Origin of the sequence: Glycomyces harbinensis, assembly GCF_900101745.1 — a bacterium.
In the GTDB taxonomy this organism is placed as follows: Bacteria; Actinomycetota; Actinomycetes; order Mycobacteriales; family Micromonosporaceae; genus Glycomyces; species Glycomyces harbinensis.
Genome location: NZ_FNAD01000014.1, coordinates 141,596 through 168,488 on the forward strand (window position 1 = coordinate 141,596; position 26,893 = coordinate 168,488).

At 71.6% G+C, this 26,893-nt stretch carries 27 protein-coding genes; 12 read left to right on the forward strand and 15 right to left on the reverse strand.

The genetic code is table 11. The features are described from left to right. The first annotated feature begins 12 nt into the window (after nucleotides 1–12). From pdxA to BLQ63_RS20545, 4 genes are all read left to right on the forward strand, one after another. Entirely contained in the window at nucleotides 13–1,059 is a 1,047-nt protein-coding gene (pdxA, locus tag BLQ63_RS20530; RefSeq protein ID WP_091039395.1) for a 4-hydroxythreonine-4-phosphate dehydrogenase PdxA, read from the forward strand. An 88-nt stretch (nucleotides 1,060–1,147) separates the two neighbouring features. Continuing rightward, nucleotides 1,148–1,966 (forward strand): SHOCT domain-containing protein, encoded by an 819-nt coding sequence (locus BLQ63_RS20535; protein ID WP_091039396.1) that lies wholly within the window; start codon nucleotides 1,148–1,150, stop codon nucleotides 1,964–1,966. 139 nt (nucleotides 1,967–2,105) lie between these two features. Further along, a complete protein-coding gene (locus tag BLQ63_RS20540; RefSeq protein ID WP_143015010.1) occupies nucleotides 2,106–2,885 on the forward strand; it encodes a hypothetical protein in 780 nt (259 codons plus the stop codon). A gap of 39 nt (nucleotides 2,886–2,924) precedes the next feature. Further along, complete coding sequence (locus BLQ63_RS20545; RefSeq protein WP_091039398.1) at nucleotides 2,925–3,308, forward strand: hypothetical protein; 384 nt, start codon at nucleotides 2,925–2,927, stop codon at nucleotides 3,306–3,308. A gap of 9 nt (nucleotides 3,309–3,317) precedes the next feature. On the opposite strand, the gene BLQ63_RS20550 is transcribed toward BLQ63_RS20545, so the two are convergent. Continuing rightward, nucleotides 3,318–4,226 (reverse strand): hypothetical protein, encoded by a 909-nt coding sequence (locus BLQ63_RS20550; protein WP_143015011.1) that lies wholly within the window; start codon nucleotides 4,224–4,226, stop codon nucleotides 3,318–3,320. Nucleotides 4,227–4,404: 178 nt separating this feature from the next. Here BLQ63_RS20550 and BLQ63_RS20555 point away from each other — a divergent pair, with 178 nt between their 5' ends. Further along, complete coding sequence (locus BLQ63_RS20555) at nucleotides 4,405–5,574, forward strand: hypothetical protein (protein WP_143015012.1); 1,170 nt, start codon at nucleotides 4,405–4,407, stop codon at nucleotides 5,572–5,574. On the opposite strand, the gene BLQ63_RS20560 is transcribed toward BLQ63_RS20555, so the two are convergent. The 13 genes from BLQ63_RS20560 to BLQ63_RS20620 form a co-directional block, all read right to left on the reverse strand. Beyond that, the gene (locus BLQ63_RS20560) at nucleotides 5,561–6,166 is read right to left on the reverse strand and encodes a hypothetical protein (RefSeq protein ID WP_091039401.1); all 606 of its coding nucleotides are present in this window, start codon (nucleotides 6,164–6,166) and stop codon (nucleotides 5,561–5,563) included. The genes BLQ63_RS20555 and BLQ63_RS20560 overlap by 14 nt on opposite strands. A 162-nt stretch (nucleotides 6,167–6,328) precedes the next feature. After that, nucleotides 6,329–6,601, reverse strand: coding sequence for a DUF2277 domain-containing protein (locus BLQ63_RS20565; protein ID WP_091039402.1), 273 nt, complete (start codon nucleotides 6,599–6,601; stop codon nucleotides 6,329–6,331). Nucleotides 6,602–6,660: 59 nt separating this feature from the next. Beyond that, nucleotides 6,661–8,280 (reverse strand): acyl-CoA dehydrogenase family protein, encoded by a 1,620-nt coding sequence (locus BLQ63_RS20570; protein ID WP_091039403.1) that lies wholly within the window; start codon nucleotides 8,278–8,280, stop codon nucleotides 6,661–6,663. Nucleotides 8,281–8,373: 93 nt separating this feature from the next. Beyond that, nucleotides 8,374–8,970, reverse strand: coding sequence for a class I SAM-dependent methyltransferase (locus BLQ63_RS20575; protein ID WP_091039404.1), 597 nt, complete (start codon nucleotides 8,968–8,970; stop codon nucleotides 8,374–8,376). A 127-nt stretch (nucleotides 8,971–9,097) separates the two neighbouring features. Further along, on the reverse strand, nucleotides 9,098–10,318 hold the full coding sequence (locus BLQ63_RS20580; protein ID WP_091039405.1) for a low temperature requirement protein A: 1,221 nt from the start codon (nucleotides 10,316–10,318) through the stop codon (nucleotides 9,098–9,100). A gap of 75 nt (nucleotides 10,319–10,393) precedes the next feature. After that, nucleotides 10,394–11,257 carry a hypothetical protein gene (locus BLQ63_RS20585; protein WP_091039406.1) on the reverse strand — a complete coding sequence of 288 codons (864 nt, stop codon included), beginning with the start codon at nucleotides 11,255–11,257 and terminating at the stop codon, nucleotides 10,394–10,396. Between the two features lie 145 nt (nucleotides 11,258–11,402). Continuing rightward, nucleotides 11,403–11,927 carry an acyl-CoA thioesterase gene (locus BLQ63_RS20590; protein WP_091039407.1) on the reverse strand — a complete coding sequence of 175 codons (525 nt, stop codon included), beginning with the start codon at nucleotides 11,925–11,927 and terminating at the stop codon, nucleotides 11,403–11,405. 94 nt (nucleotides 11,928–12,021) lie between these two features. Beyond that, on the reverse strand, nucleotides 12,022–12,486 hold the full coding sequence (locus BLQ63_RS20595) for a heme-degrading domain-containing protein (protein ID WP_091039408.1): 465 nt from the start codon (nucleotides 12,484–12,486) through the stop codon (nucleotides 12,022–12,024). Between the two features lie 104 nt (nucleotides 12,487–12,590). Beyond that, nucleotides 12,591–13,979 carry an MFS transporter gene (locus tag BLQ63_RS20600; protein WP_091039409.1) on the reverse strand — a complete coding sequence of 463 codons (1,389 nt, stop codon included), beginning with the start codon at nucleotides 13,977–13,979 and terminating at the stop codon, nucleotides 12,591–12,593. Then, nucleotides 13,979–15,319: an RNA polymerase sigma factor gene (locus BLQ63_RS20605; RefSeq protein ID WP_091039410.1), complete on the reverse strand. Its 1,341-nt coding sequence runs from the start codon at nucleotides 15,317–15,319 to the stop codon at nucleotides 13,979–13,981. Before BLQ63_RS20605 ends, BLQ63_RS20600 begins: the two co-directional genes overlap by 1 nt. Continuing rightward, nucleotides 15,316–15,639: a YciI family protein gene (locus tag BLQ63_RS20610; RefSeq protein WP_091039411.1), complete on the reverse strand. Its 324-nt coding sequence runs from the start codon at nucleotides 15,637–15,639 to the stop codon at nucleotides 15,316–15,318. Before BLQ63_RS20610 ends, BLQ63_RS20605 begins: the two co-directional genes overlap by 4 nt. 53 nt (nucleotides 15,640–15,692) lie before the next feature. Next, a complete protein-coding gene (locus BLQ63_RS20615; protein ID WP_091039412.1) occupies nucleotides 15,693–16,301 on the reverse strand; it encodes a dihydrofolate reductase family protein in 609 nt (202 codons plus the stop codon). A 97-nt stretch (nucleotides 16,302–16,398) separates the two neighbouring features. Then, nucleotides 16,399–18,204, reverse strand: a complete 1,806-nt coding sequence (locus tag BLQ63_RS20620) for a glycoside hydrolase family 2 protein (RefSeq protein WP_290427993.1) — start codon at nucleotides 18,202–18,204, stop codon at nucleotides 16,399–16,401. 205 nt (nucleotides 18,205–18,409) lie between these two features. On the opposite strand from BLQ63_RS20620, the gene BLQ63_RS20625 reads away from it, so the two are divergent. The 6 genes from BLQ63_RS20625 to BLQ63_RS20650 all read left to right on the forward strand — a co-directional run bounded on the left by BLQ63_RS20625 (nucleotide 18,410) and on the right by BLQ63_RS20650 (nucleotide 24,787). After that, nucleotides 18,410–19,423 carry a LacI family DNA-binding transcriptional regulator gene (locus tag BLQ63_RS20625; protein ID WP_091039414.1) on the forward strand — a complete coding sequence of 338 codons (1,014 nt, stop codon included), beginning with the start codon at nucleotides 18,410–18,412 and terminating at the stop codon, nucleotides 19,421–19,423. A 155-nt stretch (nucleotides 19,424–19,578) separates the two neighbouring features. Continuing rightward, the gene (locus tag BLQ63_RS20630) at nucleotides 19,579–20,499 is read left to right on the forward strand and encodes a carbohydrate ABC transporter permease (RefSeq protein WP_091039415.1); all 921 of its coding nucleotides are present in this window, start codon (nucleotides 19,579–19,581) and stop codon (nucleotides 20,497–20,499) included. Next, nucleotides 20,492–21,388, forward strand: a complete 897-nt coding sequence (locus BLQ63_RS20635; RefSeq protein ID WP_091039416.1) for a carbohydrate ABC transporter permease — start codon at nucleotides 20,492–20,494, stop codon at nucleotides 21,386–21,388. Before BLQ63_RS20630 ends, BLQ63_RS20635 begins: the two co-directional genes overlap by 8 nt. Nucleotides 21,389–21,417: 29 nt before the next feature. Then, the gene (locus BLQ63_RS20640) at nucleotides 21,418–22,734 is read left to right on the forward strand and encodes an ABC transporter substrate-binding protein (RefSeq protein ID WP_177155031.1); all 1,317 of its coding nucleotides are present in this window, start codon (nucleotides 21,418–21,420) and stop codon (nucleotides 22,732–22,734) included. Between the two features lie 26 nt (nucleotides 22,735–22,760). Continuing rightward, nucleotides 22,761–23,885, forward strand: coding sequence for a Gfo/Idh/MocA family protein (locus BLQ63_RS20645; protein WP_091039418.1), 1,125 nt, complete (start codon nucleotides 22,761–22,763; stop codon nucleotides 23,883–23,885). Then, a complete protein-coding gene (locus BLQ63_RS20650; protein ID WP_091039419.1) occupies nucleotides 23,882–24,787 on the forward strand; it encodes a DUF6807 domain-containing protein in 906 nt (301 codons plus the stop codon). The genes BLQ63_RS20645 and BLQ63_RS20650 overlap by 4 nt, the downstream gene beginning before the upstream one ends. 57 nt (nucleotides 24,788–24,844) lie before the next feature. On the opposite strand, the gene BLQ63_RS20655 is transcribed toward BLQ63_RS20650, so the two are convergent. Further along, the gene (locus BLQ63_RS20655) at nucleotides 24,845–26,212 is read right to left on the reverse strand and encodes an MFS transporter (protein ID WP_091039420.1); all 1,368 of its coding nucleotides are present in this window, start codon (nucleotides 26,210–26,212) and stop codon (nucleotides 24,845–24,847) included. 82 nt (nucleotides 26,213–26,294) lie between these two features. Here BLQ63_RS20655 and BLQ63_RS20660 point away from each other — a divergent pair, with 82 nt between their 5' ends. Beyond that, nucleotides 26,295–26,813 (forward strand): winged helix-turn-helix transcriptional regulator, encoded by a 519-nt coding sequence (locus BLQ63_RS20660; RefSeq protein ID WP_091039421.1) that lies wholly within the window; start codon nucleotides 26,295–26,297, stop codon nucleotides 26,811–26,813. The last annotated feature ends 80 nt before the right edge of the window (nucleotides 26,814–26,893 follow it).

The following is a 26,893-nucleotide window of genomic DNA, read 5'->3' on the forward strand; positions in this document are numbered from 1 at the left end:
GAGACCAACACCATGGACCGCCTTCCCCGCCTTGCCATCACCCAGGGCGACGTCGCCGGCATCGGCCCCGAGATCATCGCCCGCACGCTCCTTGAGCACCCCGAGCTGCGCACGCGCTGCGTGCCGGTGGTCGTGGGCGACGCCGACGCCATGCGCCGTGGCGCGCGCCTGGCCGGACTCGACCCCGCCGCGGTGGCCGTGATCGACGACCCGGCCGACGCGGCGAACGACCCCGGTCTCATCGAGATCGTGCAGACCGGCCCGTCCCTCGGCGACATCCCCCTCGGCGAGCTGTCCCCGGCGGCCGGCGACGGCGCGTACCGCTTCGTCGTGCGCGCCTGCGACCTCGCGAAGCAGGACAAGGTCGACGGCATCGTCACGCCCCCGCTCAACAAGGCGGCCATGCACCTCGGCGGCCACCCGTACCCCGGCCACACCGAACTGCTCGCCCACGAGTTCGGGGTCGAGAACTTCTCCCTGGTCCTCGGCGCGGGCGACCTCTACCTGTTCCACCTCACCACGCACGTCTCGCTGCGCCGGGCCATCGACGACGTCACGGCCGAGCGCACCGACGACGTCATCGGCCTCGCCGCGGCCTTCGGCCGCGCCCTCGGCCGCGAGCACCCCCGGATCGGCCTCGCCGGACTCAACCCGCACGCGGGGGAGAACCGCCTCTTCGGCGACGAGGACGCCGACGTCCTCGCGCCCGCCGTGGCCCGCGCGCAGGCCCGCGGGATCGACGCCCACGGCCCGATCGCCGCCGACGCGCTGATCCCGCAGGCCGTGCGCGGCAAGTGGAACCTCGTCATCGCCTGCTACCACGACCAGGGCCACGCCCCGTTCAAGGCGGTCTACGGCGACGACGGCGTGAACATCACCGTCGGCCTGCCGGTCGTGCGGGTCTCCGTCGACCACGGGACGGCCTTCGACATCGCCGGCCAGGGCATCGCCCGCGAAGGCTCCCTCGTGCTCGCGATCGAGCGCGCCGCCGAACTCGCCCCGGGCTGGCACCACGTCTGGGCCGAGGCCCGGCGCGAGCAGGGCCGCACCCCCGCATAGCGGCCGGCATCCGGGACGGGACCGAACCCCGTGAGCCCCACCCGTTCGGCCCGTTCCGGAGCTGATGTGGCCGTTGGATACTTGACCGGTGACCGCACCCTCCCCGCCGCAGACCTCCAAAGCCGGCCTCGGCATGCTGCTGCTCGCCCTGCCCTGCGGCCTCGCCGCGTGGTACCTCCTCAAGCAGGGCAACGCCGAAGCCCACCTCATCGCCTGGGAGTGCTGGGGCGGCGAGTGCAGCACCGACGACCCCCGCGTCTTCCTGTTCATCGGCGGCATCGCGGCGAACATCGCCTGCTCGGTGCTCGCGATGCCGGTGCTGCGGATGATCGCCTTCGGCGGTGCCGTGGCCCTCGGCCCGCTCGCCGCGATCCGGGGCTGGCGGGAGGCCGTCGCCGGCGGCCTGCCCGCCGCGGAGGTCGCCGCCGAGATCAGGATCTGGAGCGTCGTGGCCGGCGTCGGCATCGTCATCGCCCTGCTCGGGCTGGTGCACGAACTGCGCGTGACCGCGGCCTTCTCCGCGCTGCTCGGCCGCGAGCGCGTCGAGGCCGCGCTGGAGGACTACCGGGACGCCGAGCCCGGCGGCGGCCTCGGCTCCGGGACCCTCGTCTTCCGCGACCGGACCGGCCACCGGCACCGCGTCGAGATCCGCGCCCGGCGGAGCTGGATGCGGACGCCGCTCACGGCGGTCTACCCTCCGCGCGATCCCGCCCGCGCCAGGGTCGCCCTGCCGTGGCTGCGCAAGATGCTCTCGGCGGAGTCCGCCGAGACGACGGCCGAGACCCGGACGCCCGCGGCCGCGTCATCGCTCGTGGTGGAACTCGAGCGCCTCACCGCCCTCCGCCGAGAAGGCCACCTCACCGAGGAGGAGTTCCGCCTCGCCAAGCGCCGCCTGCTCGAACCCTGAGGGACACCGCCCGTGGCGTCGCTCGCTTACCATGCAGGAGCGCACTGTTCGTTTCGGCTGATGTGGACCCCCGATGACCGGCGAAGGCCAGAGCTCGACTCCTCCCCGTCGAGGGAGCCGTCTGCCGCTCATCTTCGCCGTGACGATGGGACTGCTCCTGACAGTGCCGGTGGGCATCTGGATCTTCAGCGCGGTCGGCCCCGGAGTCGACACGACCGTCACCGAGTCGCCGTCCGGTGAGCCGGTGCCGCTGCGGGCGACGCTGCTGGACATCGATGCGAACTCGGAGTGCCCGGCCGTCATCTTCGCGGCCGAGTCGGCCGCGGTCGCGGACGCTCTGATCGAGGAGCACCCCTACGCCGCCGACCCGAGCGGCCTCTGGACCGAGGCGGTCGGGGCCGGAGCCTACGCCGCATGGGGCCTCATCGCCGAGTTCAGCCTCCAGAGCGACCTGCCGCAGCAGGTCACGGTCTTCGACGTTCGCGCCGAGGTGGCCGCCGAGAGCCCGCCGGTCGAAGGCGGCACGCTGATGACGCTGAGCGACTGCGCCGGTGAGGGCCACGAGCAGATGGGCCTCGTCCTCAACGCCCCCGAGCAGGGGCCGTTCCTGTACGAGGACGAACCCGGCAAGGTCTTGTCCGATGCGGAGTTCTTCGACCGGGAGTCGATCCCCGTCGCGGCGGGGGACAAGGCCACCGTCCGGCTCGAGGTGCTGCTCGACGGCGCCTACCCGGCGGGGGCGTACGAGTTCGACCTGGTGGTCGACTACGAAGTCGACGGCGAGGCCGCCTCCGTCGTGGTGGACGCCGGCGGCGAGCCGTTCCGGATCGCGACCGCGGGATGCTCCGCGCAGGTCGTCGAGCCGGTCGAGACCGTCGATCGGCCGCTGCCCTATCAAGTCCTCGACGGCGCCTGCTGAACGCCGCGCCGTGCCCCGCCGCCGAAGGATCGAGAAGCCATGATGTGGTTCGGCCGTAGCAGACAGGTCAGCGACCTCCGACGTGAAGTGCTGGTGCTCGTGAAGGAGCAGCAGCGGACCAACGACCTCCTGGCCGAGATCCTCGAGCACCAGCGCGAGTCCGAGGCCGACCGGGACATCGAGCCCTCCCTGCTGCGATCCAACTTCCACCTGGCGCACGGCGCCGTCATGCTCGCCGGAGCGAGCGTGGCGGTGGCGATCGTCGCCCTGGTCGCCGGGTTGCCCTTCTCGTGGCTGAAACTCGTCGCCGTCCTCTGTGCGGGCATCGCCACGCTGGTGCTGCTCGTGGGCGCGGCGTCCCAGTACCTTCAGGGCGGGGCGGCGCTGCGACGCGGCCGCGGTGCGGAAGGCAAGCGGCGCTGAGAAATCCGCCTATTCCTCCCACACGACTTCGGCGAGTTGGAGATGGAACTCCGTCTTGGACAGGTCCGCCTCCGCCGGAATGTTCCGCCCCAGCATCACGGCCGTGCGATCCGATTCGCCCGGCGGCAGCACCTCGGTCTCCAGCGTTACGAAGTCCTCGGCGCCCACCACGGCGCCGTCCGCGTCGCGGAGCACGGCGATGAGGACGGCGTCGATCGCGAAGTCGGCCGGCGAGTCGAAGCGGATCATCGCCGTGATGTCCTCCAGGTCGACGCCCGGCCGCCGGTCGATCGCGATGACCTCGATCTCGGTGAGCCCCGGGTCCCCGCCCTCGGCGTATGCGGCGCGCCGATGATCGGATTCGGGCGTGTACCAGCGGACCTCGGTCACGACGAACTCCACGCCGGGGTCGGTCTCGCAACCGTCGCAGGCGTCGGCGAGCCACCACTGGGCGAAGGCGCTCGATCCGGGGCTGACGAACGCGCCCCTCGTGAGCATGGCGGGCTCGACGCCGGACGGCCCGTCGACTCGAGCCTCAGCGGTGACCAGGGCGAAATGGTCGGGGTTCGCATTGACGAACTCCGCCGCCGCCCTCACCACCCTCGCCGGGCCGTCGAATCCGTCCTCCAGAACGGTGTTGAAACCGTGGTCGCCGAGCGACACCGACTCGGCACCGGGCATCGAGCCGTCGAAGCCGTCCCATCGGTCCAGGGGGATGAAGCCCTCCGGAGGGAGCATGTTGAGCCCGGGTTCGAGCTCGGCGGCCTCCGCCGAGTCCGCGGCGGGACCGGGAATCGCGTCGACCCCGTCGGTGAAGAGCCGTGAATCGATCGGCGCGACCGAGACGAGGACGGCGGCGCCGACGGCGATGACCGTGCCCGCCAGATACACCAGTGGCCAATGGGGTCTGATCGTCACCGCTCACCTCGCGCGCTGGAGAACTCTCTCGACGACCAGCATATTCGCGGCACCCCGATGCGCTGTCACCAAGCGGTAACATGGCATGGCGGCCGCATCGACCTCCCCCGAACGAAGGTGGCGCTTGAACACCATTGTGACGCAAGGTGAAAGAATGGTGCGCGGGTCGCTTGAGGCCTTGCGCCGCCCGCGAGTCGGCCGCCTGCTGGCCATCGCCTTCGTCCTCGCGACCGCGGCCGCCACCACCGTCACGGCCGTTCGCACGGCCGACGCCTGGTCGCAGGCCGAAGCGCCGCAACGCGCCGTCCGCGACTTCCTGCAAGCCTCGCTCGACGGCGACGTCGAGGCCGCCCTCGCGCTCGTCACCGACCCGGACCAGAACCGGAGCCTGCTCGTTCCCGAGGCGCTGGACGCCGACTGGGAGATCGACGGCCTCAGCCTGATCGAACCCGTTCGCAGCCTCGGCCCGGGCTCGAACGCCGAGTCGGCGACGGTCCGGGCGACCGTTCGCGGGCCGGAGGACACCGTGCTCTCCGCCGACTTCGCGCTGGTGGGCGGGGGCGGAGACTGGAAGGTCCTCGATCCGTTCGGCCGGGTCCGCGCCAGCCGCGCGCTCGTGCCGTACTTCGAGGTGAACGGGCACCGCCTCGAACTCTCCGAGTTCGATGACGAGGCCCTCGTGCTGCCGGTGCTGCCCGGCCTGTACACGTTCTTCTCCGAGGAGATCAGCGTCCTCGAACCGGCGCACGGCCCGCTGCTGCTCCTGGGGGACCAGGCCGTGGAGATCGGCTCGCAGACCCAGGGGGCCTACGGCGGCACCGCCCCGTTCGAACCGGCCTTCAAGCTGCGCGACGACATCGAAGAGCCGGTGCAGGAACACGTGGAGGCGTACCTCGAGGACTGCGCGGCGCGCGCGGGCGTCGAATGGCCGCCCGAGTGCCCGTTCGGCCTCGCCGCCTCCAGCCTCGACGAGAGGGTCGCCTACAGCGTCCTCGGCACCGTCACCTACGCCGATGCGGCCTGGACCGTCGCGGAGCACCCCGAAGCCGTGCTCACCGCCCCCGCGCCGCGTTTCGATCAGGGGCCGCTGCGGCTCACGTTCCGCAGCGAGGGAAGCCTGGAGACCGTCGTCCACGTCGTCTCCACCCACGGGTGGGACTACTACGGAATGCCCGAGACCGTCGAGTACGACCCGCCCGCCGAGTACGTCTTCAGCTGTCCGCTGTGGATTCTCGATCTCCAGGTCCAGATCACCGGGGACGGCGGCTTCGCGATCGCGCCCGTCCCCGAACCTCCGGAGGACGAGTGGTCGATCCACACCGCCGATCCCGGTACTAAGTGCTGGTGACCTCGTCGACCGCCTCGGCCGCGCGCATGAACCGCGAGCGGCGCACGATCGAGGTGAGGATCGCGCCGACGGCCATGGCGACCATGATCGAGCCGATCATCACCTCGAAGTTCGGGCCCGCGATCCACGCCGCGAGCATGCCCAGCCCTACCGCGTACACCGACCACAGGACCGCCCCGAGGGCTGCCATCCGCACGTACGGGACCCCGGTCGAGCCGGCCGCCAGCCAGGCCAGGCCCGTGCGGCCGGCGGGCAGGAACCGCGCCACCACCGTCGCGCGGTAGGGATGCGCGACCATCGCCTGCTGTGCCGCGCCTTCGACCCGGACCGCCGTCCGGGCGATCAGGCTCTTGAGCACGCGCGGCCCGCGCCTGCGCCGCCCGGTGCGCAGGGCCTTGAACGCCTGGTACCCCAGGAACTCGCTGAGCCACGACGCGCCCGCCGCTCCGGCCAGCACCAGCGCGATCAGCACCGGATCGCCGAAGACGAGGCCCACGGCGGTGGTCACGAAGGCCGAACTCGGCATCATCGGTATGAAGAAGTCCGCGAGCACCACGCCGATGATGGCGAGCATCGCCCAGAAGAAGACCATGACGTCCCTAGTTCTCGGAGGTTCTCCGGGAGCGCAGACCGGCTCCCGTTCAGGTGTGGCATCACTGGACGTCTCAGTGGATCCGCACCCGCATCGGGCGCGTCCCCGACGCACCCCTGGAGCCTCTCATCCCCGCCGCCGCGCGCGGCGGCGGGCTAGGCGTCACCCGTTGCCGAAGCGCTCCGCGCTGCGCGCCTTCGCCTTGGCCGCCTCGACCTCCCGGTCGCGCGGCGGCGCCGCGGTCACCAGGGAGTCCAGGAGCTCCTGGGTGGCGGCGGCGACCGCCGCGACCGCCTTGTCGAAGGCCGCCTGGTTCGCCTGGGAGGGCTTCGTTGAGCCGCCGACCTTGCGGACGTACTGGAGCGCCGCCGCGGCGACCTCCTCGCTGGTGGCGGGCGGTTCGAGGTTGTTCAGGTTCTGAATGCTTCGGCACATGCCTCCAGGGTCGCACAGCGGTGCGACAACCGGGACATTCCCCGATCCCGGCGGACCGCTCAGACGTCCGGCAGGTGCCTGGCGACGATCGCGGCGGCGGCCGGGGTCGGCACCGCGCCGAAGCCCAGGCCTCGGTCGGGGCCGAGCCGCGAGGCGCAGAACGCGTCGGCGACGTCGGCGGGCGCGTGCCGGACGAGCAGCGACGCCTGCAGCGCGAGGCCGAGGTCCTCGGTGAGGCGCCGCGCCCCCGCGGGTTCGACGCCCGCGGCGAGGGTCCGCTCGATCCGCCCCAGGTGCGCGGCGAGACGGGCGTCCGCGGCGGCCGCCGGTGCGATCTCGGCCAGGAACGCCTCGGCCGCTTCGGGGGCGGTAGCGAGCGCGCGCAGCACGTCGAGGCAGATGACGTTCCCCGAACCCTCCCAAATGGACAACAGCGGCTGCTCGCGGTAGCGCCGCGCCAGCGGCGCCTCCTCGATGTAGCCGTTGCCGCCCAGGCACTCCAGGGCTTCGGCGGCGTGCGCGGGACCCCGCTTGCACACCCAGTACTTGGCGACGGCGGTCGCCAGGCGCCGGAACGGGGCGTCGGCGGGCGTGTCGTAGGCCGCGGCCAGGCGCATCATGGTCGCGCTGGCCGCCTCGGACTCCACGCACAGGTCGGCGAGTACCTGCGTCATGAGCGGCTGGTCGACCAGGCGCGCGCCGAACGCGCTGCGGTGCGCGGCGTGCCAGGCGGCCTCGGCGCTGCTCTGGCGCATCCCGCCCGCGGTGGCGATGACGCAGTCGAGCCGGGTGTGGTTGACCATCTCGATGATGGTGGCGACGCCGCGGCCCTCGTCGCCCACGCGGTGCGCGAGGGCGTCGTGCAGTTCGATCTCGGCCGAGGCGTTCGAGCGGTTCCCGAGCTTGTCCTTCAAGCGCTGCAACCGGATCGCGTTGCGCGTGCCGTCGGGGAGGACCCGCGGCAGCAGGAAGCAGGTGAGGCCGCCGGGCGCCTGTGCGAGCACCAGGAACGCGTCGTTCATCGGCGCCGAGCAGAACCACTTGTGGCCGCGCAGCGCGTACATGCCGTCGGCCGTGGGCGTCGCGGCGGTGGTGTTGGCGCGCACGTCCGACCCGCCCTGCTTCTCGGTCATCGCCATGCCGACGAGCACGCCCGCCTTCGTCTGCGGCGGCCGCAGCCCCGGGTCGTACTCGGCGGCGGTGATGCGCGGCTCCCACTCGGCCGCCAGCTCGGGCGCCTTGCGCAGCGCGGGGACGGCGGCGTAGGTCATCGAGATCGGGCAGCAGTGCCCCGGCTCGATCTGGGCGAGCATCGACATCAGCACCGCCCTCGCCGCGTGGGCCCCCGGTCTCGGCTCGGCCCAAGGCGTCGCGTGGGCGCCGTACTCGACGGCCAGGCCCATGAAGCGGTGCCACGACGGGTGGAAGTCGACCTCGTCAACGCGGTTCCCGTACCGGTCGTGGGTGCGCAGCACCGGCGGGTACCGGTGGGCCTCCTCGGCCGCGCGCGCCGACTCCGCGGTCGCGAGGACGCCCCCGAGCCGCCGGGCCCGGTCGCCGATCCATCCGGCGCCCGACCGCTCGGCGGCCTCCCGCAGCGGCGCGTTCGCGTCGAACAGGTTCCGGTCCACCAGCGGCGGCTGGTTGAGGACGGCGTGGGTGTCGGCGGCTGCGGTCATCGCGCACTCCCTGGATCGGCGGATCCCACATCGTAGTGCCGCAGGGGCCCGAAAGGCCAACGCCCGCCCGAACCGCCGTGCGCCGCAATCGGTCTAGCGCCGCCGGGCCCGCAGGACCGTGTCGTGGGTGTGGTGCGTGCCCTCGGGCGGCGGCGTGACGCGCGGGCGGGTCTCGTTGACGACGATCGCCCATTCGCGGCCGAGGAACCGGGCGATGTCGGCGGGGTGGAGGTAGTCGTCGAAGTCGAAGCCGTGGTTCTCGCCGGAGTCCGGCGGCGCGGCGTGCCCGACGACCAGCAGGGTGCCTCCGGGCGCTACGGCGTCGAGCAGGCCGCGGACGGTGCACGAGCCGCCCGAGCGCAGGATCGGGTAGTACTGGGCCGAGACCAGGTCGAACGAGCCGACCGGGGGAGGAGCGGCCGCGAGGTCGCCCTGCGACCAGCTGACGCGGTCGGCGAGGTGCGCTCCGGCCGCGGCGGCCCGGTCGAGGGCGACGCGGGACAGGTCCACCGCGGTGACGTTCCAGCCCTGTTCGGCGAGCCAGATCGCGTCGCCGCCCTCACCGCAGCCGATGTCGAGCGCCTGCCCCGGCGTCAGGCCGCTCACCTCGGCCACGAGCACGCCGTTGGGCCTGCCGCTGAACAGTTGATCGCGGCTCTCGTACCGCTCGTCCCAGAATCGCGCGTCCATGGCGTCCCGCCTTCCCTCGTCGACTCGACAATGCCGCAAACCGAGGCGATCTGGCAAGTTTTCTTGCCGGAACGGCAATTCGACACTCGTTCGGGCCGCGCGAAGGCCGTCGAGCCGAGAGCGGTCGCTAACGTGCTTCGAACGGGGCTTCCGTGGATCGGTAGAGCAGGTGCTGCTCGATCACGCCGTAGACCACGAGTGCGGCGAGCGCGATGCCGGTCACCACCATCGCGCCCGGGACGGTGATGGCGGGGGCGAGGATCGCCGCGCCGACGGCGATCGCGGCGGTGACGAACTTGGCCGCCACATGGCCGGCGGCGATCCCGCGTTCGCTCACCGACTCGATCAGCAACGTCGTGACGAGGAAGACCGCGACGGCGACCGCGGGAACGAGGGCGACCGTGCGGTCGCTGAGGTGGACGTGCGCGGGATCGGTGATCCGCGCGACCGCCAGTGCGATGCCGGCCCCGAGCGCGGCGACCGACGCGAACACCGCGTAGTGCGCGTACGCCCACACAAAGACGGTGACCGGTCCGCGGTCGAAGGCGTGGCCGCCGCTGAAGTCGAAGTAGATCCACCACATCGAGAACACGACGACGAGCCCGGCGGCGGCGAGGGTGAGCAGCGGCGCGGTGTCGAAGTCGAGCCCGGAGTCGACGGCGCCGGAGACCGCGATCGTCGCCGCGGCGACGGCCTCGCCGAGGACGATGATCGTGAACAGGCCGTAGCGCTCCTTGAGGTGGCCCCAGTGCCCGCCCAGCCGCGGGTTCCAGCGGGCGATGAGCGGAATCGCGAGATCGACGGCGAACCAGGCGATCCACGCCTCGACGCGCCATTCCATGGGGACGAGGAGGAACGCGACCCAGCCCACCTGGACGAGCGTGGTGAGCACGATGATCCGGCCCGCGAGCGGGCGCATCACCGGATCGCCGGCGCGGTAGACCCTGGCCCACTGGACGACGTACGCCAACCGCATGACCACATAGGAGACGACGAAGATGCGGAAGTCAAGGTGCGCGGCCTGCGGGACGCCGGCCGCGAGGCCGAGCGACCCGGCGATCATGACCATCATGAGCAGGCGGTAGGGCACGTCGTCGGTGTCGAAGAAGTTCGCGAACCACGTGAACGAGACCCAGATCCACCAGATCGCGGCGAACGCGAAGACGTAACCGAGGAGGCCTTCTCCCAAGTGGCCCTCGGCGGCCGCGTGCTCGAACTGGGAGGCGGTCTGCGCGACGGCGACGACGAATGAGAGGTCGAAGAACAGCTCGAGCCAGGTGGCCTGCCGATGGCCCTCGGTGTGGTCGCGGGTCGCGATCGGCACCCGCCAGCGTTTCGCCTCCACCATGACGCTTCCTCCCTTGAGGCCACGAGGTCAGCGCACAGTATCGCCCTCGCCGACCGGGCCCGCCGCCGGATCGGCTCACCAGGCGGCGTTCGCGTCGTTCTGGGCCTCGCCGATCGCCTCGCGGATCTCGGCTTCGAGGCCGCGTCGCCCTTCGTCGCCGAACAGGGAGGTGCGCATGAACGTGAGGGTCCGCAACCGCCCGTACCGGTCCACCGTGGCGCGGCACAGGCCGCTGTCGGAGTAGGCCTCGCACCGGTACGAACCGCCCGCGTTCGCGCCCGTGCCGATCTGGGGGAACGAGTCGTGCAGGCCCAGTTCCTTCGCGCGGGCCCACCGCTGTTTCTCGGCGGCCACCCAGGCGCGCACGACGGCGGTCCCGATCGACTTGCCGCCCATGCGCTCCACGCCGCGCATCAGTTCGAGCGCGCGCAGCGTGCCGTCGAGCCGGAGCGTCACCGCCGCCGCCGACTCCGCGTCGCGGGCGGTGAACTCGGGCTGCGGCGCCGGGCGCTCCTGCTCGGCCGCACCGGCGCCGACCAGCGTCCTGGACGCCTTCTCGACGGTCCGCTCGGCTCGCGCGCGAAAGCCCGGGTGCATCTTGGCGATCTCGCGGATGACGAGGTGCTGCGCGGTGAGGATCTGCCGCGGTTTGATCCCGCCGGGCGGCCCCCCTTGCGCGGACGAGCGGAGCACCCGGCTCACCCCTCCCGCGTACTGCGGGTGCCGGGCGGCGACCTGCTCGATGAGGTCCTCCAGCTCGTCGTCGGAGGGGTGCCTGCCGAGATGGTGGGCCAGCGCGAGGTCGTACACGCGGTTCACGGTGTCGCGGTAGGCGAGGCGTTCGTCGTCGGGCAGTCTCCGGTACGCGACGCGGGCATCGCGGTCGCCGGTCTGGATGTACGAGGCGAGCGCCGCCGGGCCGGGCACGGGTCGGGGCATCGGCGTCCTTGTTCTGGGCGGGTCACCGCTGGGGCGACGGTCGAACGGTCGGGCGAGTGTGGTCGCTCGGAATCCCGATGAGTGTACGAGACGGCGGCCAGCCGGCCGGGGGACCGAATCACGGGTCCCCTTGCCGGACAGGGCCTCAGCGAGGAGTGCCGATGCGAACGGCGGCGGTCCAGTCGTGCAGCCACTGCGGGATCACGAGCGAGTCGGGGAAGCCGCCGGCGAGCCGTTCGAGCTCGTCGTGGTCGACCGATCCGCCGCCGCGCTTGAGGAACCGGGTCCGCACATGGGCCTGGGCGTACACGGTCTCGCCGGACCGGAACGTCTGCTCGATGAAGCCCCAGCGGTCGTCGAAGCCGATGACCCGCGTGTGGACCTCGAACCGCTGCCACGGCTGGAGCGACTTGCGGTAGGTGATCGTCTGCCCGGCCACGACCGGGTACCAGCCCTGGCTGCGGATCTTCGCCCAGAACCCCGAGCGGAGCAGCAGGTCCAGGCGGCCGACGTCCATGATCGTCAGGTACTTGCCGTTGGTCATGTGCCCCAGCGGATCGAGGTCGGTGGGGACCACCCGGAACGGGGTCACGGCCGTGTCCCAGATTTCGATCGGGTCCCGGCGCCGCGACCTGAGCCAGAGCCCCAGCAGGCGGAAGTAGAGGTTCATCGGCGCACCACCGAACATCGGAGACAACAAGTTACTTGAGAGTAGCAAACGGTCCCGGCCGCGGACCGCCCGGCGGCCGGACCGGGACGCCCGATCAGGCCTCCTCGGCCAGGTGGGCGCGGATGCCCTCGACGACGAGGGCGTGGTCGTCCATCGACGACAGGCCGGAGGCGGTCGCCGCCGCGACCACGCCGACGCCGCGCACGCGGATCGGGAAGGAGCCGCCGGTGACCGCGTACTCGGGACCGAGCCAGCCGGTGGCCATGGGATCGACGCCCTTGGCGGTCATCCGCTCCTTCGCCAGCGCGCTGCTGGACTCCAGGCGCAGGACGACCGCGGACTTGCGGGCGATCCACGACTCCTGGTCGGGCGCGCTCCCCGGCAGGGCCGCGCGGAACAGGATCAGGCCGGGGCGGCGGATGTCGATGCCGACCTCGTGCCCGGCCTCCTTGGCGATCGCGGTGATGCGCGAGCCCAGCCGCCACGCGGCGTCGTGGTCGAACGAGGGGAAGACCAGCTCCGCCTCCTGGCGTTCGAGCTCGGTGATCAGGTCGGTCATCGGTGCACGTCCTTCGCGTCGGGGCGGCCGGCGCGCTCGACGCGTCGGCCGCCTCAAAGATACGGAGTCGCGCCGCGGCGGGCACCGCGAACGCGTGGGCGACCCTACACCGGGACCTGCTCGCGGGTCTCGGCCTCGTCGACCGTGGCGCGGTAGCGCGCGCTGAGCCGGCGGTACTGCGGGGAGAGCATCGCGACGACGCCGAGCGCGATGCATCCGAGCCCCGCCAGGAGCAGCAGCAGCGCGATGCCGCGCGCGTCGCCGGTGCCCAGCAGCCACTCCCATTGCCGCTGACCGGCATCGGTCCGCATGTACGGGATGACCACCAGCTCGGCGAGCGGCGCGATCATCAGTGCGGTGATCGGCGCGGCGGCGGCCTCGAACGTCATCGCGAAGCCGAACACGCGGCCCTGCTTCTCGTAGGGCACGACGCGCTGGATGACCGTCTGCTCGGCGGCCTCGGCCGCGGGCATCAGCGCCATGAACAGCCAGACGCCGACGATGTACAGCCAGCCCAGTTCGCGGATCGTCGAGATCGCGCCCGCGAAGCCGAGGGCGACGACCACGATCAGGATGGTGCGGATCGGGTTCTTCCCGACCCCCTTCTTGGCGACGACGGCGCCGCCGACGATGAAGCCCGTCGAGGCCAGCGCGAACACGAAGCCCCAGCCCTCCACGCCGTACATGTCGATGCCGTACGGGTCCATGACCGCCATGGCGACGCCGCTGAACAGGTTGTTGAGCATCGTGAACAGGACCAGCGCGAGCAGGCCCGGTACCGCCCGCACCGCGAGCCACCCGCCGCGGACGTCCACCAGGGCGGTCGTCGTCTCCGACCCGGCGGCCCGCTCTTCGGGGATGCGCAGCGGCACGAGGTGCACGAGGGTCAGCGCGAGCGCGACGATGCCGATCAGGAGCGTCCACCCCATGCCCAGGAAGCCGACCGACAGGCCGCTGAAGACGCTCGTCACCAGCATCGCGACCCCTTGGACGGCGCCGACCATGCCGTTCGCGTTCCCGTGCCGCTCTTCGGGCACCAGCAGCGTGACGGTGGTCGACAGGGCGATGCCCCGCAGCTGCTCCACCACCGACCCGGCGAGCAGGACCACGGCGAAGATCCAGAACCAGGGCAGTCCGAGGTCCGCGATCCGTTCCTCGCCGACGGCGATGAAGAACAGCGCGTCGAGGACGAAGACCGCGAGGGCGGCGAGGGTCGCCCACACCATGACGGCCTTCTTGCGGAACCGGTCGACCAGCGTCCCGAAGAGCATGCTGAACAGCGAAATGAAGATCATGTACGACGCGCCGATGACGCCGGTGGCGATCACGTTGCGCGTCTCGACGTAGATCCAGAACGTCAGCGCGAACCACAGGAAGCTCGTCGTGACGTTGGCGACCGCGGTGTTCACCAGCACGTGGAGGAAGGTCCGGAAGCCGTCCCGGGGGACCGTCCTGCTGGGTCCGGCGGCACCGTCCGGGGGCGTCTGGGTCATCACGGTCGTCCTTTCAAGGGGTTCGGCTCCCGGTCCCGCCGCGGGCCCGGTTCCTCAAGATCGTCTTTCCCGATATGACCGCGCGGGGGCGCGGAACTCATCGGTCGCGGCGCCGGTAACCCCGGCTGGCCGCGGCGCCGCGTCAGATAGGCGGTCTCGGCGGTGTTGCCCGCCAGTTCGATCGCCCGGTCGTAGGCCGCGCGCGAGAGCGCGCTGCGGCCCAGTCGGCGCAGCAGGTCGGCGCGGGTCGCGTGGTAGGCGTGGTAGCCGTCGAGCGGCAGGCGGTCCACGATCGCGAGCGCCGCCTCCGGGCCGTCGACCTCGGCGACCGCGACGGCCCGGTTGAGGGCGACGATCGGGGAGGGGTCGAGGCGCACGAGCAGGTCGTAGAGGGCCAGGATCTGCGACCAGTCGGTGTCGCGCATGTCGAGCGCGGAGGTGTGGACGGCGTTGACCGCCGCGAGGATCTGGTACCGGCCCGGGGCTGCTCCGGAGGCCAGGCGCTCGCGAACCAGCCGGTGCCCTTCGGCGATGAGCGCCGCGTCCCAGGCCCCGCGGTCCTGCTCGCCGAGGGGGACCAGTTCGCCGCTCGCCGAGACGCGGGCGGTGCGGCGGGCCTCGGTGAGGAGCATCAGCGCGAGCAGCCCGGCCGCCTCGCCGTCCGCCGGCATGAGGTCGCGGATCAGGCGGGCGAGCCGGATCGCCTCGGCGGTCAGATCGCGGCGCACCGGATCGGCGTCGGGCCCGGTCGCCAGGTAGCCCTCGTTGAAGACGAGGAAGAGGACGGCGAGCACGCCGGAGACGCGGGCGGGGAGGTCCGTCGCGGACGGCACCCGGTACGGGATGCGGGCCGCTTTGATCTTGGCCTTCGCGCGGGTGATCCGCTGCCCCATGGCGCTCTCCTGCACCAGGAACGCACGGGCGATCTCGGGCACGGTCAGTCCGCCGACCATGCGCAGCGTCAGCGCCACGCGGGTCTCCGTCGCGAGCGCGGGGTGGCAGCAGGTGAAGATCAGCCGGAGCCGCTCGTCCTCGATGGCGCCGTGCGGTTCGGGCGTGTCGCCGTACATCGCCTGCGCCTCCTCCTGCTTGCCGCCGCGTTTGCGCTCGCGCCGGATCCGGTCGACGGCCTTGCGGTTGGCGGTGGTCGTGAGCCAGGCGCCGGGGGCGGGCGGCACGCCGTCGCCCGGCCACCGCTCGACGGCGGTCGCGAACGCCTCGGCGGCCGCCTCTTCGGCGATGTCGAGGTCGCCGAACCGCTTGGTGAGGGAGGCGACGATCCGGGCCCACTCCTCGCGGTGGACCCGGGCGATCGCCTCTCGGATGTCGGCCGCGTTCACAGGAAGGGCCGCACTTCGACCCTCCGGTTGCACGCCTTCGACCCCTCGGCGGCGAGTTCGAGCGCGACGTCGAGGTCGGGGGCCTCGATGACCCAGAACCCCGCGAGGAACTCCTTCGACTCCAGGAAGGGCCCGTCGGTGAACACGGCGTCGGCGCCCCGGCCGTCGATGACGGTGGCCGAGTCCGGCGACGCGAGGCCGCCGGCGAAGACCCAGTGGCCCTCGGCCTTGAGGACGTCGTTGTACGCGTTGATGTCGGCCATCTCGGCCTCGGTGGCGGAGTTGGTCCTGTGGTCGATCACGGAGACCAGGTACTGCATCGCTGCTCCTGCGGTGTGAAGGCGCCCTTGGCGTCGGCGCGGCGGATCGGCGGTCATGCTCCGGCGTATTCGGGGCGCCCGCCGGGCCGGTAGACCCCGATCGCGATCCCCTCCGGTGTGGACCGCGACGCGACGAGGTCGAGCGCGGCGTCCGGGCCGGCGTCGGGGAACAGCCGCACGCCCTGGCCGACGACCACAGGATAGGTGAACAGGGTGATCTCGTCGACCAGGCCTTGGGCGAGGAGCCAGCGGACCAGGACGCCGCTGCCGTGCACCTGGAGCTCGCCCTCCGACCCGGCTTTCAGCGCGCGGACGGCGTCGGCGGTGTCGCCGGTGAGGACCGTCGTGTTCGCCCAGGGCGGTTCGGTGAGCGTGGTCGAGGCGACGTACTTGGGCCGCCGGTGCAGCGGGCCGGCGATGGGGTTGTCCTCGAAATCGGGCATGGCGCCCCACGAGCCGGCGAAGATCTCGTAGGTCCGCCGTCCGAACAGGAACGCGTCGGCGCGCCCGAAGACCTCGCCGAGGTACGACTCGGCCTCGCCGCCGAACAGCGGCAGGGCCCATCCGCCGCGTTCGAACCCGCCCCTGCGGTCCTCCTCGGACCCGCCGAGGCCCTGCATCACGCCGTCGACGGAGACGTGGGTAATGGTCGTGAGTTTCATGGTCGCGGTTCCCTTCTGGGGGAGGGCGCCCGTTGACGCCCTCTCACCACTACCACGAACCGCTCGGCCCGGATCCGACAGATTCCGGGACCGGATTTCAGATTTCTTTTCGCGCCCGCTCGACGGCGGCCGGCCGCAGCTGCGCCTCGCGGACCCGCGCGACGTCCAGTTTCACGGACCGGTCGAAGGAGTAGACGCCGTTCTGCTCCTGGAAGACGTCGGTCAGCTGCGTGTAGCAGTAGCCGAACATCAGCGGGTCGTCCAGCAGCACGCCGGTGAGTCCCGCGAACCGCCGGTGGAACTCCTCCTCGGACTCGGGGGCCTTGCCGTAGCCCCACGAGCTGTCGCCGCCGCGGTCGTCGAAGGACTCGTTGGCCGTGGCGTCGGGGCGCCACCAGATGCCGCCGAACTCGCTGCAGAACCACGGCTGCCCGGAGTAGCGCACCGAGATCGGGGCGTCGCCGTCGTGCTGCACGTTGGTGTGCGGCCGGTCCTCTGCGAGCCCGGCCATCTCGGCGGCGAACTCGCCGGGGTCCTGCGTGTAGTTGTGCGAGTCCCAGACGTCCGACTCGAGGACGCGGTGCGAGTAGCCCGAGGCGTCCAGTACGGGCCTGGACGTGTCCATCGCCTTGGCGGCCAGGAACATCGCCCGCGTGACGTCGTCGAGGACCTGCGTCCGGTCGGTGAGCGGCTGGTGGGTCTCGTTGAGCCCGCACCAGCCGATGATCGACGGGTGGGAGTAGTCGCGTTCGAGCGCTTCGAGCCACTGGCCGATGAAGCCGGGCGTCGGACGCTGGTACTCGCCGCGCACGGCGCCCTGCTCGACGGCGCCCCAGTCGCCGAACTCGCCCCAGCACAGGTAGCCGAGGCGGTCGGCGTGGAAGAGGAAGCGCTCCTCGAACACCTTCTGGTGCAGGCGGGCCCCGTTGAACCCGGCCGCGATCGACAGTTCGATGTCGCGCGCCAGGGCCTCGTCGCTCGGCGCGGTCATGAGGCCGTCGGGGTAGTAGCCCTGGTCGAGGACGAGCCGCTGGAAGACCGGGCGGCCGTTGACGAGGACGGCCTTGCCGTCGATGCTCACCGAGCGCAGCCCGGCGTACGTCTCGACCGCGTCGACGACCTCGCCTGAGCCGTCGCGCAGCACGACGGCGACGTCGTACAGGTGCGGGTCCCCGGTGTCCCACAGCCGCACGCGGTCCGCGGGCAGCGTCAGGGTGAGCCGGGGCGACAGGTCGAGGTCGGCGCGGATGCTCGCCTCCACGACCACCCCCGCGCCGTCCCGCACGGTCGCGGCGAGCGTCCATCCGGCCCGGTCGCCGACCCGGCCGGTGTTCGCGCGCCGCAGCGGCTGCTCCAGGTGGAACGCCGAGCCGGCCACGTCGGGCGTGAGGCGCGGTCGGGCGAGCGACACGTCGGCGACCGGCTCGGCCCAGACGGTCTGCCAGATCCCGGTGGTCCGGGTGTAGAGGCACTCGTAGTTGTCGTAGCGCGTGGACTGCTTGCCCCTGGCCTGGGGCTCGTCGCGGCTGTCGCGCGCCCGCACCACGACCGCGGCGGTGCCGCTCAGGTGCCCGAGGTCGACGGTGAACGGGGTGAACCCGCCGCTGTGGCGCCCGACCTCCCGGCCGTCGACCCAGACGGTGGCGTCGTGGTCGACGGCGCCGAAGTGCAGCAGGGTGCGCCGCCCCGCCCACGACTCGGGGACGGTGAACTCGCGCCGGTACCACACGGCGTGCAGGAAGTCGGTGTCCTCCACACCGGACAGTGCCGACTCGGGGCAGAAGGGGACGGTGATCGTCCCCTCCAGCCGCCGTTCGCGCAGGCCGCGTTCGAGGCCGGTGTCCGCCCGGTCGATCTCGAACTCCCACGGGCCGTTCAGGTTCAGCCAGTCGGGGCGGACCATCGAGGGGCGCGGGTATTCGGGGCGCGGGACCTCGCCCGGCGCGGTGGTGCCTCGCTGCGTCACTGGGCGGTCTCCTCTGTCGCTCGATCGCGTCGCGGTCCGCGGCCTCGGCTCGGCAAGGGCTTTCTCCGCGGTCCGACGGTCAACATAGTGAACGTTCATCCCTGTGTCAAGATGGACGTCAGTCGAGAAGGGAGGCGAGCCGATGACGGAGCGTCCGAGCGGCCCGCGGCGGCCGACGATCCGAGAGGTCGCGCGCCTCGCGGGCGTGTCGCACCAGACCGTCTCGCGCTACCTCCGGTCCAGGGAGGGGCTCAAGCCCGCCACCCTCGAACGCATCGACGCGGCCGTCCTCGAACTCGACTACCGCCCGAACCTGCTCGCGAGGTCCATGCGCACCAAGCGGACCGGGCGTATCGCGGTGCTCATGCCGAACATGGTGAACAATCCCGCGCGCATGATCCACGGCGCGGCCGGCGCGGCCCACGAGGCCGGGTTCACCGTCGAGGTCGTCGCCCCCGAGGGCGGCGCCGAGGAGCGCACGGCGCGCCTGCTCGAACTCGCCGACTCCGGGCAGGTCGAGGGCATCCTGGCACTGGCCCCGATCCTGCCCTCGGTCGAGGCGCGGCTGCCCGCGGACGCCGCGGTCGTCGTCTCCGCCGACTTCGACGACAAGATGCGCGGCCTGGGCGAGCTGTCCCAGGCCGAGCCGGTGTACGAGCTGGTGGCGGGCCTGGCCGAACTCGGCCACCGGCGCCTGTTCCACGTCTCGGGGAACCTCGAGTTCGCCTCGGCCCGGGCCCGCAAGGCCGCCTACCTCGACGCCGTCGAGCGCCTCGGCCTCGAATCGGCCGGCGTCCACGACGGCGACTACAGCGGCGAGGCCGGCGTCGAGGCCATGCGCGCGCTCCCGGCCGGGCGCCTGCCGACCGCCGTGGTCGCCGCCAGCGACGGCATCGCCGCCGGGGTCGTCCGCGGCGCGAGGGACCGCGGCCTGGAGGTGCCGCGCGACCTCAGCGTCACCGGCTGGGACGACCTCGAGATCGGCCGGTACATGCCGCCCTCGCTCACCACGGTCCACGTCGACCTCCAGGGCCTGGGCCGCCGCGCGATGGCGCGCCTGGTCAAGGAGCTCTCCGGCGTCGAGCTCGCGCCGCCGACGCGGCCGCTCAACCAGGTGATCTGGCGCGAGTCGACCAGCGTGGCGCGCCGGACCTGACGCCCGTTCCGGATTTCGGACGACGTATTGACATATGGGTGGATGTTCACTAGCTTCGACGGCACGCAATAGTGAACGATCACTAAATGTCGATCCGAAGGAGTGTCGATGTCTGATCGCCCTCGTACCCGTACCCTCCGGCGAAGGCCGTCGCCATGACCGCGACCGACGAACTGCGCGGCCTCCGCGATTCCCGCGCCAAGTCCAAGCCGCAGAACAAGGCCGCGTTCTGGTTCCTGCTCCCGTGGTTCCTCGGCCTGTTCGCCGTCACCCTCGGGCCCATGGCCGCCTCGCTCTACCTGAGCTTCACGAAGTACAACCTGCTGCAACCGCCCGAGTTCATCGGCTTCGCCAACTTCGAGCGGATGCTCACCGACGAGCGCCTGCACAGCTCGCTCGCCGTCACCTTCACCTACGTGCTGGTCTCCGTCCCGATCCAGCTCGCCCTCGCCCTGGGACTGGCGATCCTGCTCGACCGCGGCATCCGCGGACTCGCCTTCTACCGCTCGGTGTTCTACCTGCCCTCGCTCCTCGGCGCGAGCGTCGCCATCGCGGTCCTGTGGCGCACCGTCTTCGGCACCGACGGCCTGTTCAACGAGGGCCTGGGGTTCCTCGGCATCGAAGGGCGCGGCTGGATCTCCGATCCCGAGACCGCGCTGTCGACCCTCATCACCCTCAACGTGTGGACCTTCGGCTCACCTATGGTCATCTTCCTCGCCGGGCTGCGGCAGATCCCCGCGATGTACTACGAGGCCGCCGCCGTCGACGGCGCGAGCCCCCTGCGCCGCTTCACGAGCGTGACGCTGCCCCTGCTCACCCCGATCATCTTCTTCAACCTCGTCCTCCAGATCATCCACGCCTTCCAGTCGTTCACCCAGGCGTTCATCGTCTCGAGCGGCACCGGCGGACCCGTCGACTCCACCCTGTTCATCTCGCTGTACCTCTACCAGCGCGGGTTCGGGAACTTCGACATGGGATACGCCTCGGCGCTGGCCTGGCTGCTGCTGGTCATCATCGCCGCCTTCACCGCGATCAACTTCTGGGCCTCGAAGTATTGGGTTTACTACGATGACTGACACGCTCACCAGGACCGCCGCGCCGCAGCGCGCGGCCGCCGACCGCCGCACCCGCCGCAGCCCCGGCCGCGTCCGCGCGTTCTTCAAGCACCTCTTGCTGATCGCCTGCGTCGTCGTCATGCTCTACCCCGCACTGTGGATGGTCGTCAGCTCGCTGCGGCCCAACGACGAGATCTTCCGCAGCCCCGGCCTCGTCCTGACCGACTTGGAGACCGGCAACTACGAGGCGGGCTGGAACGCCTTCGAGCACCCCTTCGGCTTCTTCATGGTGAACTCCGCGATCGTGGTGCTGGGGGCGATCGTCGGCAACCTCATCGCCTGCTCCATGGCCGCCTACGGCTTCGCCCGCCTGGAGTTCACCGGCCGCCGCTGGTGGTTCGCGATCATGCTCCTGACGCTCATGCTGCCGGTCCACGTCATCATCGTGCCGCAGTACGTGCTGTTCTCCGAGTTCGGCTGGGTGAACACGTTCCTGCCGCTCATCGTCCCCAAGTTCCTCGCCACGGACGCGTTCTTCGTGTTCTTGATGGTGCAGTTCATCCGGGGCATCCCCAAGGAGCTCGACGAGGCCGCCCGCATCGACGGCGCCGGCCACCCGCGCATCTACTTCCGGATCGTGCTGCCGCTCATGGTCCCCGCCCTGGCGACCACCGCGATCTTCACGTTCATCTGGACGTGGAACGACTTCTTCTCCCAGCTCATCTACCTCATCGACCCCGACATGCACACCGTGCCGCTGGCGTTGCGCGCCTTCGTGGACCAGCAGGCGGGCACCAACTGGGGCGCGACCTTCGCGATGAGCGTGGTCTCCCTCCTGCCGGTGTTCCTGGTCTTCCTGTTCGGCCAGCGCTACCTCCTGCGCGGCATCGCCACCACCGGAGGCAAATGATGCGACCGAGACGAGAAAGGACCCGATCGATGCGACCGAGCGACCGCCTCTCGCGCCGCGCCCTCGCCAAGGCCGGACTGCTCGGCGCCGCCGGGGCCCCGCTCCTGACCTCCTGCGGCATCGGGGGCGGCGGCGAGATGGTGCTCAGCGACGAACCCGTGGAGCTGCGGCTCTCGTGGTGGGGCTCGGACCTGCGCGCGCAGCAGACGAACGAGGCCATCGCGGCCTTCCAGGCCGAGCACCCGAACATCACCGTCCGCGGCGAGTACAAGGAGTTCGGCGCCTACTGGGACGGCCTGGCGACCACGTTCGCCGCCAACGACTCCCCGGACGTGGTGCAGATGGACGAGCAGTACTTCAAGTCCTACAGCGACCGCGGCGCCCTGGTGGACCTCAACGAGGCCGCCGAGTTCCTCGACCTCTCCAAGATCGACGCCAACCTCCTGCCGACCGGGCAGGTCGACGGCGCGCAGTTCGCGCTGCCGATCGGCTCGGGCGTGCTGGCGTTCGCCGTCAACGCGGACCTGTTCGCGCAGTACGAACTCGACCTCCCCGACGACACGACCTGGACCTGGGACGACTACGCCGCGATCTCGCTGGAGCTGACCGAGCGCAGCGGCGGCGAGATCACCGGTTCGGGCATCACCGGCGGCGTCGACGTCGGCTCCATCCGCTACTGGACCCGGCAGCGCGGCAACGAGCTGTTCGCCGAGAACGGCGACGTCACGGTCGAACCGGAGCTGCTGGTGGAGCTGTGGGAGTACTACCTGGGCCTGATCGACTCCGGCGCGTGCGTCACCGCCGAGCAGATGGTCGAGGACACCGGCGCCGGCGTCGAGGGCGGGATGCTCGCCACCGGCAGGACCGCCTTCGGCCAGGTCCACAACACCCAGATCACCGCCCTGCGCAAGGGCAGCGGCGCCGACATGCGCCTGTTGCAGCTGCCGCAGCACGACGGGACGCCGGCGAACTTCGTCAAGCCCGGCATGTACTGGGCGGTCTCGGCGGGCAGCGAGCACCCGGCGGAGGCCTCGCTGCTCGTGGACTTCCTGGTCAACACCAAGGCCGCCGCGGACATCATCGGCACCGAGCGCGGCGTCCCGGCCAACACCGAGATCCTCGAATACCTCATTCCCCAACTGGACGAGAGCGACCGGATGGCCGTCGACTACCTCGAGGCCACCGTCCCCGGAGACCCGCTGGTCGTCGTCCCCAACGGCGCCAGCAACGTCAACCCGCTCATGACGCGCCTGGGCCAGGAGGTCTATTTCGAGGAGACGTCCCCCGAGGACGCCGCCGAGGCCTTCATCACCGAACTCCAAGGCGAGGTAGACGCCGCGAAATGACACAGCGAACAGGAGCGCACCACCGCATGGAACGACCGAAGCACCGCGCCGCCATCATCGGGACCGGCGGGATCGCCCACCGGCACGCGCAGGCGCTCGCCGACCTCGGCGACCGGGCCGAACTGGTCGCCGTGGCCGAAATCGACCCGGACCGGGCCGCCGCGTTCGCCGAGGAGCACTCGGTGGCGAACGTCTACGGCAGCGCCGAGGAGCTGCTCGCGAACGAGCGGCTCGACCTGGTCCACGTGTGCACGCCGCCCAAGACCCATGCGCCGCTGGCGATCGCGGCCATGAAGGCGGGCGTGCCGGTCCTGGTCGAGAAGCCCACGGCCCTCAGCCTGTCCGAAATGGACGCGATGGCCGCGGTACAGGAGGAGACCGGCGTCCCGACCCTCACCGTCTTCCAGCACCGCTACGGGTCCGCCGCCGTCCGACTGCGCCGCCTCATCCAGGCGGGCGTGCTCGGCCGCCCGCTCGTGGCGGTCTGCGAGACGCTCTGGTACCGCGACGACGCCTACTTCGCCGTCCCCTGGCGCGGCAGCTGGGAGGCCGAGGGCGGCGGCCCCACGATGGGCCACGGCATCCACCAGTTCGACCTGCTGCTCTCGGTCCTCGGACCCTGGGCCGAGATCCGGGCCGCCGCCGGGCGGCTCTCGCGGCCCACCGACACCGAGGACGTCTCGATGGCCTTGGCCCGCTTCGCGGACGGCACGCTCGCCACCGTCGTCAACTCGGTGGTCTCGCCCCGCGAGACCTCCCGGCTCCGCTTCGACTTCGAGCACGCCACCGTGGAGGTCGAGCACCTCTACGGCTACAGCGACGAGCACTGGCGCTTCACCCCGGCGCCCGGCCACGAGCGCCTGGCCGACCTGTGGGTGAACGACGCCGACGCGCCGCCCAGCGGCCACCGCCTCCAGATCGAGGCGATCCTCGACGCGTTCGACGCCGGGACCGAACCGGGCGTCTCGCTCGCCGACGCCCGCCGCACCCTCGAATTCGCCGCCGCCACGTATGCCTCGGCGTTCCGCGGCCGCCCCGTCCTGGCCGGCGAGATCGCCGGCCAGGACCCGTTCACCCGCGGCATGGACGGCGGCGCCGTCCCGTGGGCCCCTTCACTGAAGACCCTGCTTGAGAAAGACGTGAACGCATGACGCTCCAAGCCCGACACGACATCGGCTCCTCCCTGACCGTCCTCGACGGCGAGACGCCGCTGCTGCGCTACGTCTACCGCCCCGACACTCCGCAACTGGAGTCCCCGAAGCCGTACCTGAGCCCGCTCCACGCCCGCTCCGGGCGCCAGGTGAGCCTGTTCCGGCCCTGGGACCACGTGTGGCACAAGGGCATCGCCTGGTCCCTGCCGGTGGTGGAGGACGAGAACTTCTGGGGCGGACCCACCTACGTCCACGGGAAGCACTACGTGCAGCTCGACAACAACGGCACCCAGCTGCACCAGGGGATCGCCGAACTCGAGGCCGACGGCGACCGGGTGGCCTTCGCGCACGACCTCGAATGGATCACCCAGGGCGGCGAGCGCTGGTTCACCGAGCGCCGCGCCATCGGCGCGAGCCTGATCTCGCCCGAGGCCTGGGCCCTGACCTTCGACACCGCGATGACCAACGTGTCCGGGCACGACATCGCGATCGGCTCGCCGACCACGAGGGGCCGCGAGAACGCCGGCTACGGCGGCCTGTTCTGGCGCGGCCCGCGCTCGTTCACCGACGGCACCCTGGTCACCGCCGACGGCTCCGGCCCCGGCAGCGAAATGCGCGGGCAGCACCACGAGTGGATGGCCTTCGCCGGACGCTTCGACGAGGACGACGCGAACGCCCTGGTGCTCATGGTCGACCACCACGAGAACCCGCAGCACCCGCCGCAGTGGTTCGCCCGCAGCGAGGAGTTCGCCGCCCTCAACCCCGCGCCGTTCTTCAGCGAGGAGGTCACCGTGCCCGCCGGGGCCACGGTCCGCTTCCGCTATGGCGTGGGCGTCGCCGACGCGGACGCCGGGGCCGCGCCCGACCTCGCCAAGGCGGTGCGCGGCGCCCTCAACGCCTGACAGTCCAAGACCGGAACCCGCACGCCCCCAAGGCTTGCGGGTTCCGGCCGCTTCGAACTACGCCGATCCGCCGCGCCTGGTCAGCACCGCGAACCCGACCGCCGACACCGCCGCGAGCACCGCGCAGATCCACAGCGCGTCGTCCGTGCCGACCGTGTCCACCAGGCTTGCCACGATCGGGATGCCCGCGGCAGTCCCGATGTAGCGCATGGTGTTGTTCACGCCCGAGCCCATCCCGCCCCGGTCGGGCGGGACGCTGTCGATGCTGAGCCGCGTCAGCGCCGGATTGGCCGCGCCGTAACCCGCGCCCGCGACGATGAGCGCCGGCACCGCGTGCCACCAGGACCAGCCGCCGGCCAGCCCGACCAGCATCACCGACCCGGCCCCGGCGACGACCAGCGCCACCGCCAGCAGCGCACCCGAGGAGATCGCGAACCGCTTGACCTGCAACGAGACCGCGAACGCCGCGGTCGACCAGATCGCGACCACCGCGGCCGTCGTCACCGGCCCCAGCCCCGTCTCGGCCTGGAGCACCGTCGGCAGGTAGCTCATCATGCTGATGACCGCGATGCCCGTGACCAGGGCCCCGAGCGAGGCGACGAGGAAGGCCGGGCGGGCGAACAGGCCGGGGTCGAGCATCGGCTCGCGGCCGCGCAGCTCGACGGCGACGAACGCGGCCGTGAACACCGCCGCGGCGACGAGCAGGACCACGACCACCGGGTCCGACCAGCCCTGGCGCCCGAGCGTCAGCCCCGACATGAGCGCGGCCACGCCGAGCCCGAGGGTCACCGTCCCGGCGATGTCGGCCCGGCGCGGATGCTCGGCCCGCGACTCGGGCAGGACGGCGCGTCCGACCAGGGCCAGGGCCGCCGCGGCCGCCGCGTACAGCCAGTAGGGGCCGTTCCAACCCAGCGCCGCGTCCATCAGAGCGGCGAGGATCGCCCCGGCGCCGACGCCCAGACCCATCATCGCCCCGTAGGCGGCGGTGGCCCGCCGCCGGTCCTCGGCCTCGGTGAAGACCGCGCCCATGATGCCCAGGCTCGAGGTCAGCAGCGCGGCGCTGGCGGCGCCCTGGGCGACGCGGGCGGCGGCGAAGACGACCGTGTTCGGGGCGAGGGCCGCGAGCAGGACCGCGGCGGCGAGGGACCACGCGCCGACTACGAGGACCTTGCGTCGGCCGTGGTTGTCGGCGAGGCTGCCGGAGGTGAGCAGCGGGACGGCCAGCCCGAGGGAGATGGCGTTGATGATCCAGGTCTGGCCGGTGGAGCCGGCGTCGAGGTGGGCCGCGGTCTGCGGGGCGAGGATCAGCGGGGTCGAGTAGTTGAGGATGACCAGCAGCGGGGCCGCGCACAGGACGGCCAGGACGAGGCCGGTCCTGGTGGGCGCCTCGGCCGCGGCGGGTGTCGTCAAGGTGGGACTCGTCAACGGGAACTCCTAGGTTCGTTCAATGAACTCAAAAGAGCCTAGCAGTGTTGGTTCATTCAATGAACTCGACTAGGATGTGGTCATGGCACTCGGCAAGGACTACCTGGGGCAGGACTGCTCGCTGTCCCGCGCGCTCGAACTGCTCGGCGAGCGCTGGACCCTGCTGGTGGTGCAGAACGCGCTCTACGGCGTGCGGCGCTTCAGCGACTTCCAGGTCCGCCTCGACATCCCCAGGGCGGTCCTGTCGGACCGCCTGAGCCGCCTGACCGGGGCCGGGGTCCTGGAGAAGCGGCTGTACCAGCCCTCGCCGCCGCGCCACGAGTACCTGCTCACCGACTCGGGGGTGGAGCTGTGGCCGGTGATCTTCTCCCTCGGGATGTGGGGCAGGCGCCACATCGGCGGCGAGTCCGCGCGGCTGTTCCGCCACGCCGACTGCGGCGCCAAGCTGCTGCCCTCCACCGACTGCTCCGAATGCGGTCCGATCGCGCCGGGCGACGTCGAGATGTACCCCGGCCCCGGCCCCAAGCGCGACGACCCGGTCAGCCGCGCCATGAACCGCCCGCGCCGACTCCTCGAACCGGTCGTCCCCGAACCCTCCTAGCTTGATTTTTAACCTTTGGTGCTGGTCAGGTGCTGTTCTCGCTCTCTCATGGTTTTTTCGCGTTTGGCTTTCTTGCCCGG

What these genes read in the sequence shown, in the direction of transcription:
- pdxA (WP_091039395.1), top strand. Translation starts at nt 13, where the DNA reads ATGGACCGCCTTCCCCGCCTTGCCATCACCCAGGGCGACGTCGCCGGC.
- BLQ63_RS20545 (WP_091039398.1), top strand. Translation starts at nt 2,925, where the DNA reads ATGATGTGGTTCGGCCGTAGCAGACAGGTCAGCGACCTCCGACGTGAA.
- BLQ63_RS20560 (WP_091039401.1), bottom strand. Translation starts at nt 6,166, where the DNA reads ATGGTCTTCTTCTGGGCGATGCTCGCCATCATCGGCGTGGTGCTCGCG.
- BLQ63_RS20565 (WP_091039402.1), bottom strand. Translation starts at nt 6,601, where the DNA reads ATGTGCCGAAGCATTCAGAACCTGAACAACCTCGAACCGCCCGCCACC.
- BLQ63_RS20570 (WP_091039403.1), bottom strand. Translation starts at nt 8,280, where the DNA reads ATGACCGCAGCCGCCGACACCCACGCCGTCCTCAACCAGCCGCCGCTG.
- BLQ63_RS20575 (WP_091039404.1), bottom strand. Translation starts at nt 8,970, where the DNA reads ATGGACGCGCGATTCTGGGACGAGCGGTACGAGAGCCGCGATCAACTG.
- BLQ63_RS20580 (WP_091039405.1), bottom strand. Translation starts at nt 10,318, where the DNA reads ATGGTGGAGGCGAAACGCTGGCGGGTGCCGATCGCGACCCGCGACCAC.
- BLQ63_RS20585 (WP_091039406.1), bottom strand. Translation starts at nt 11,257, where the DNA reads ATGCCCCGACCCGTGCCCGGCCCGGCGGCGCTCGCCTCGTACATCCAG.
- BLQ63_RS20590 (WP_091039407.1), bottom strand. Translation starts at nt 11,927, where the DNA reads ATGAACCTCTACTTCCGCCTGCTGGGGCTCTGGCTCAGGTCGCGGCGC.
- BLQ63_RS20595 (WP_091039408.1), bottom strand. Translation starts at nt 12,486, where the DNA reads ATGACCGACCTGATCACCGAGCTCGAACGCCAGGAGGCGGAGCTGGTC.
- BLQ63_RS20600 (WP_091039409.1), bottom strand. Translation starts at nt 13,979, where the DNA reads ATGACCCAGACGCCCCCGGACGGTGCCGCCGGACCCAGCAGGACGGTC.
- BLQ63_RS20610 (WP_091039411.1), bottom strand. Translation starts at nt 15,639, where the DNA reads ATGCAGTACCTGGTCTCCGTGATCGACCACAGGACCAACTCCGCCACC.
- BLQ63_RS20615 (WP_091039412.1), bottom strand. Translation starts at nt 16,301, where the DNA reads ATGAAACTCACGACCATTACCCACGTCTCCGTCGACGGCGTGATGCAG.
- BLQ63_RS20620 (WP_290427993.1), bottom strand. Translation starts at nt 18,204, where the DNA reads ATGGTCCGCCCCGACTGGCTGAACCTGAACGGCCCGTGGGAGTTCGAG.
- BLQ63_RS20625 (WP_091039414.1), top strand. Translation starts at nt 18,410, where the DNA reads ATGACGGAGCGTCCGAGCGGCCCGCGGCGGCCGACGATCCGAGAGGTC.
- BLQ63_RS20630 (WP_091039415.1), top strand. Translation starts at nt 19,579, where the DNA reads ATGACCGCGACCGACGAACTGCGCGGCCTCCGCGATTCCCGCGCCAAG.
- BLQ63_RS20635 (WP_091039416.1), top strand. Translation starts at nt 20,492, where the DNA reads ATGACTGACACGCTCACCAGGACCGCCGCGCCGCAGCGCGCGGCCGCC.
- BLQ63_RS20640 (WP_177155031.1), top strand. Translation starts at nt 21,418, where the DNA reads ATGCGACCGAGCGACCGCCTCTCGCGCCGCGCCCTCGCCAAGGCCGGA.
- BLQ63_RS20645 (WP_091039418.1), top strand. Translation starts at nt 22,761, where the DNA reads ATGGAACGACCGAAGCACCGCGCCGCCATCATCGGGACCGGCGGGATC.
- BLQ63_RS20650 (WP_091039419.1), top strand. Translation starts at nt 23,882, where the DNA reads ATGACGCTCCAAGCCCGACACGACATCGGCTCCTCCCTGACCGTCCTC.
- BLQ63_RS20660 (WP_091039421.1), top strand. Translation starts at nt 26,295, where the DNA reads ATGGCACTCGGCAAGGACTACCTGGGGCAGGACTGCTCGCTGTCCCGC.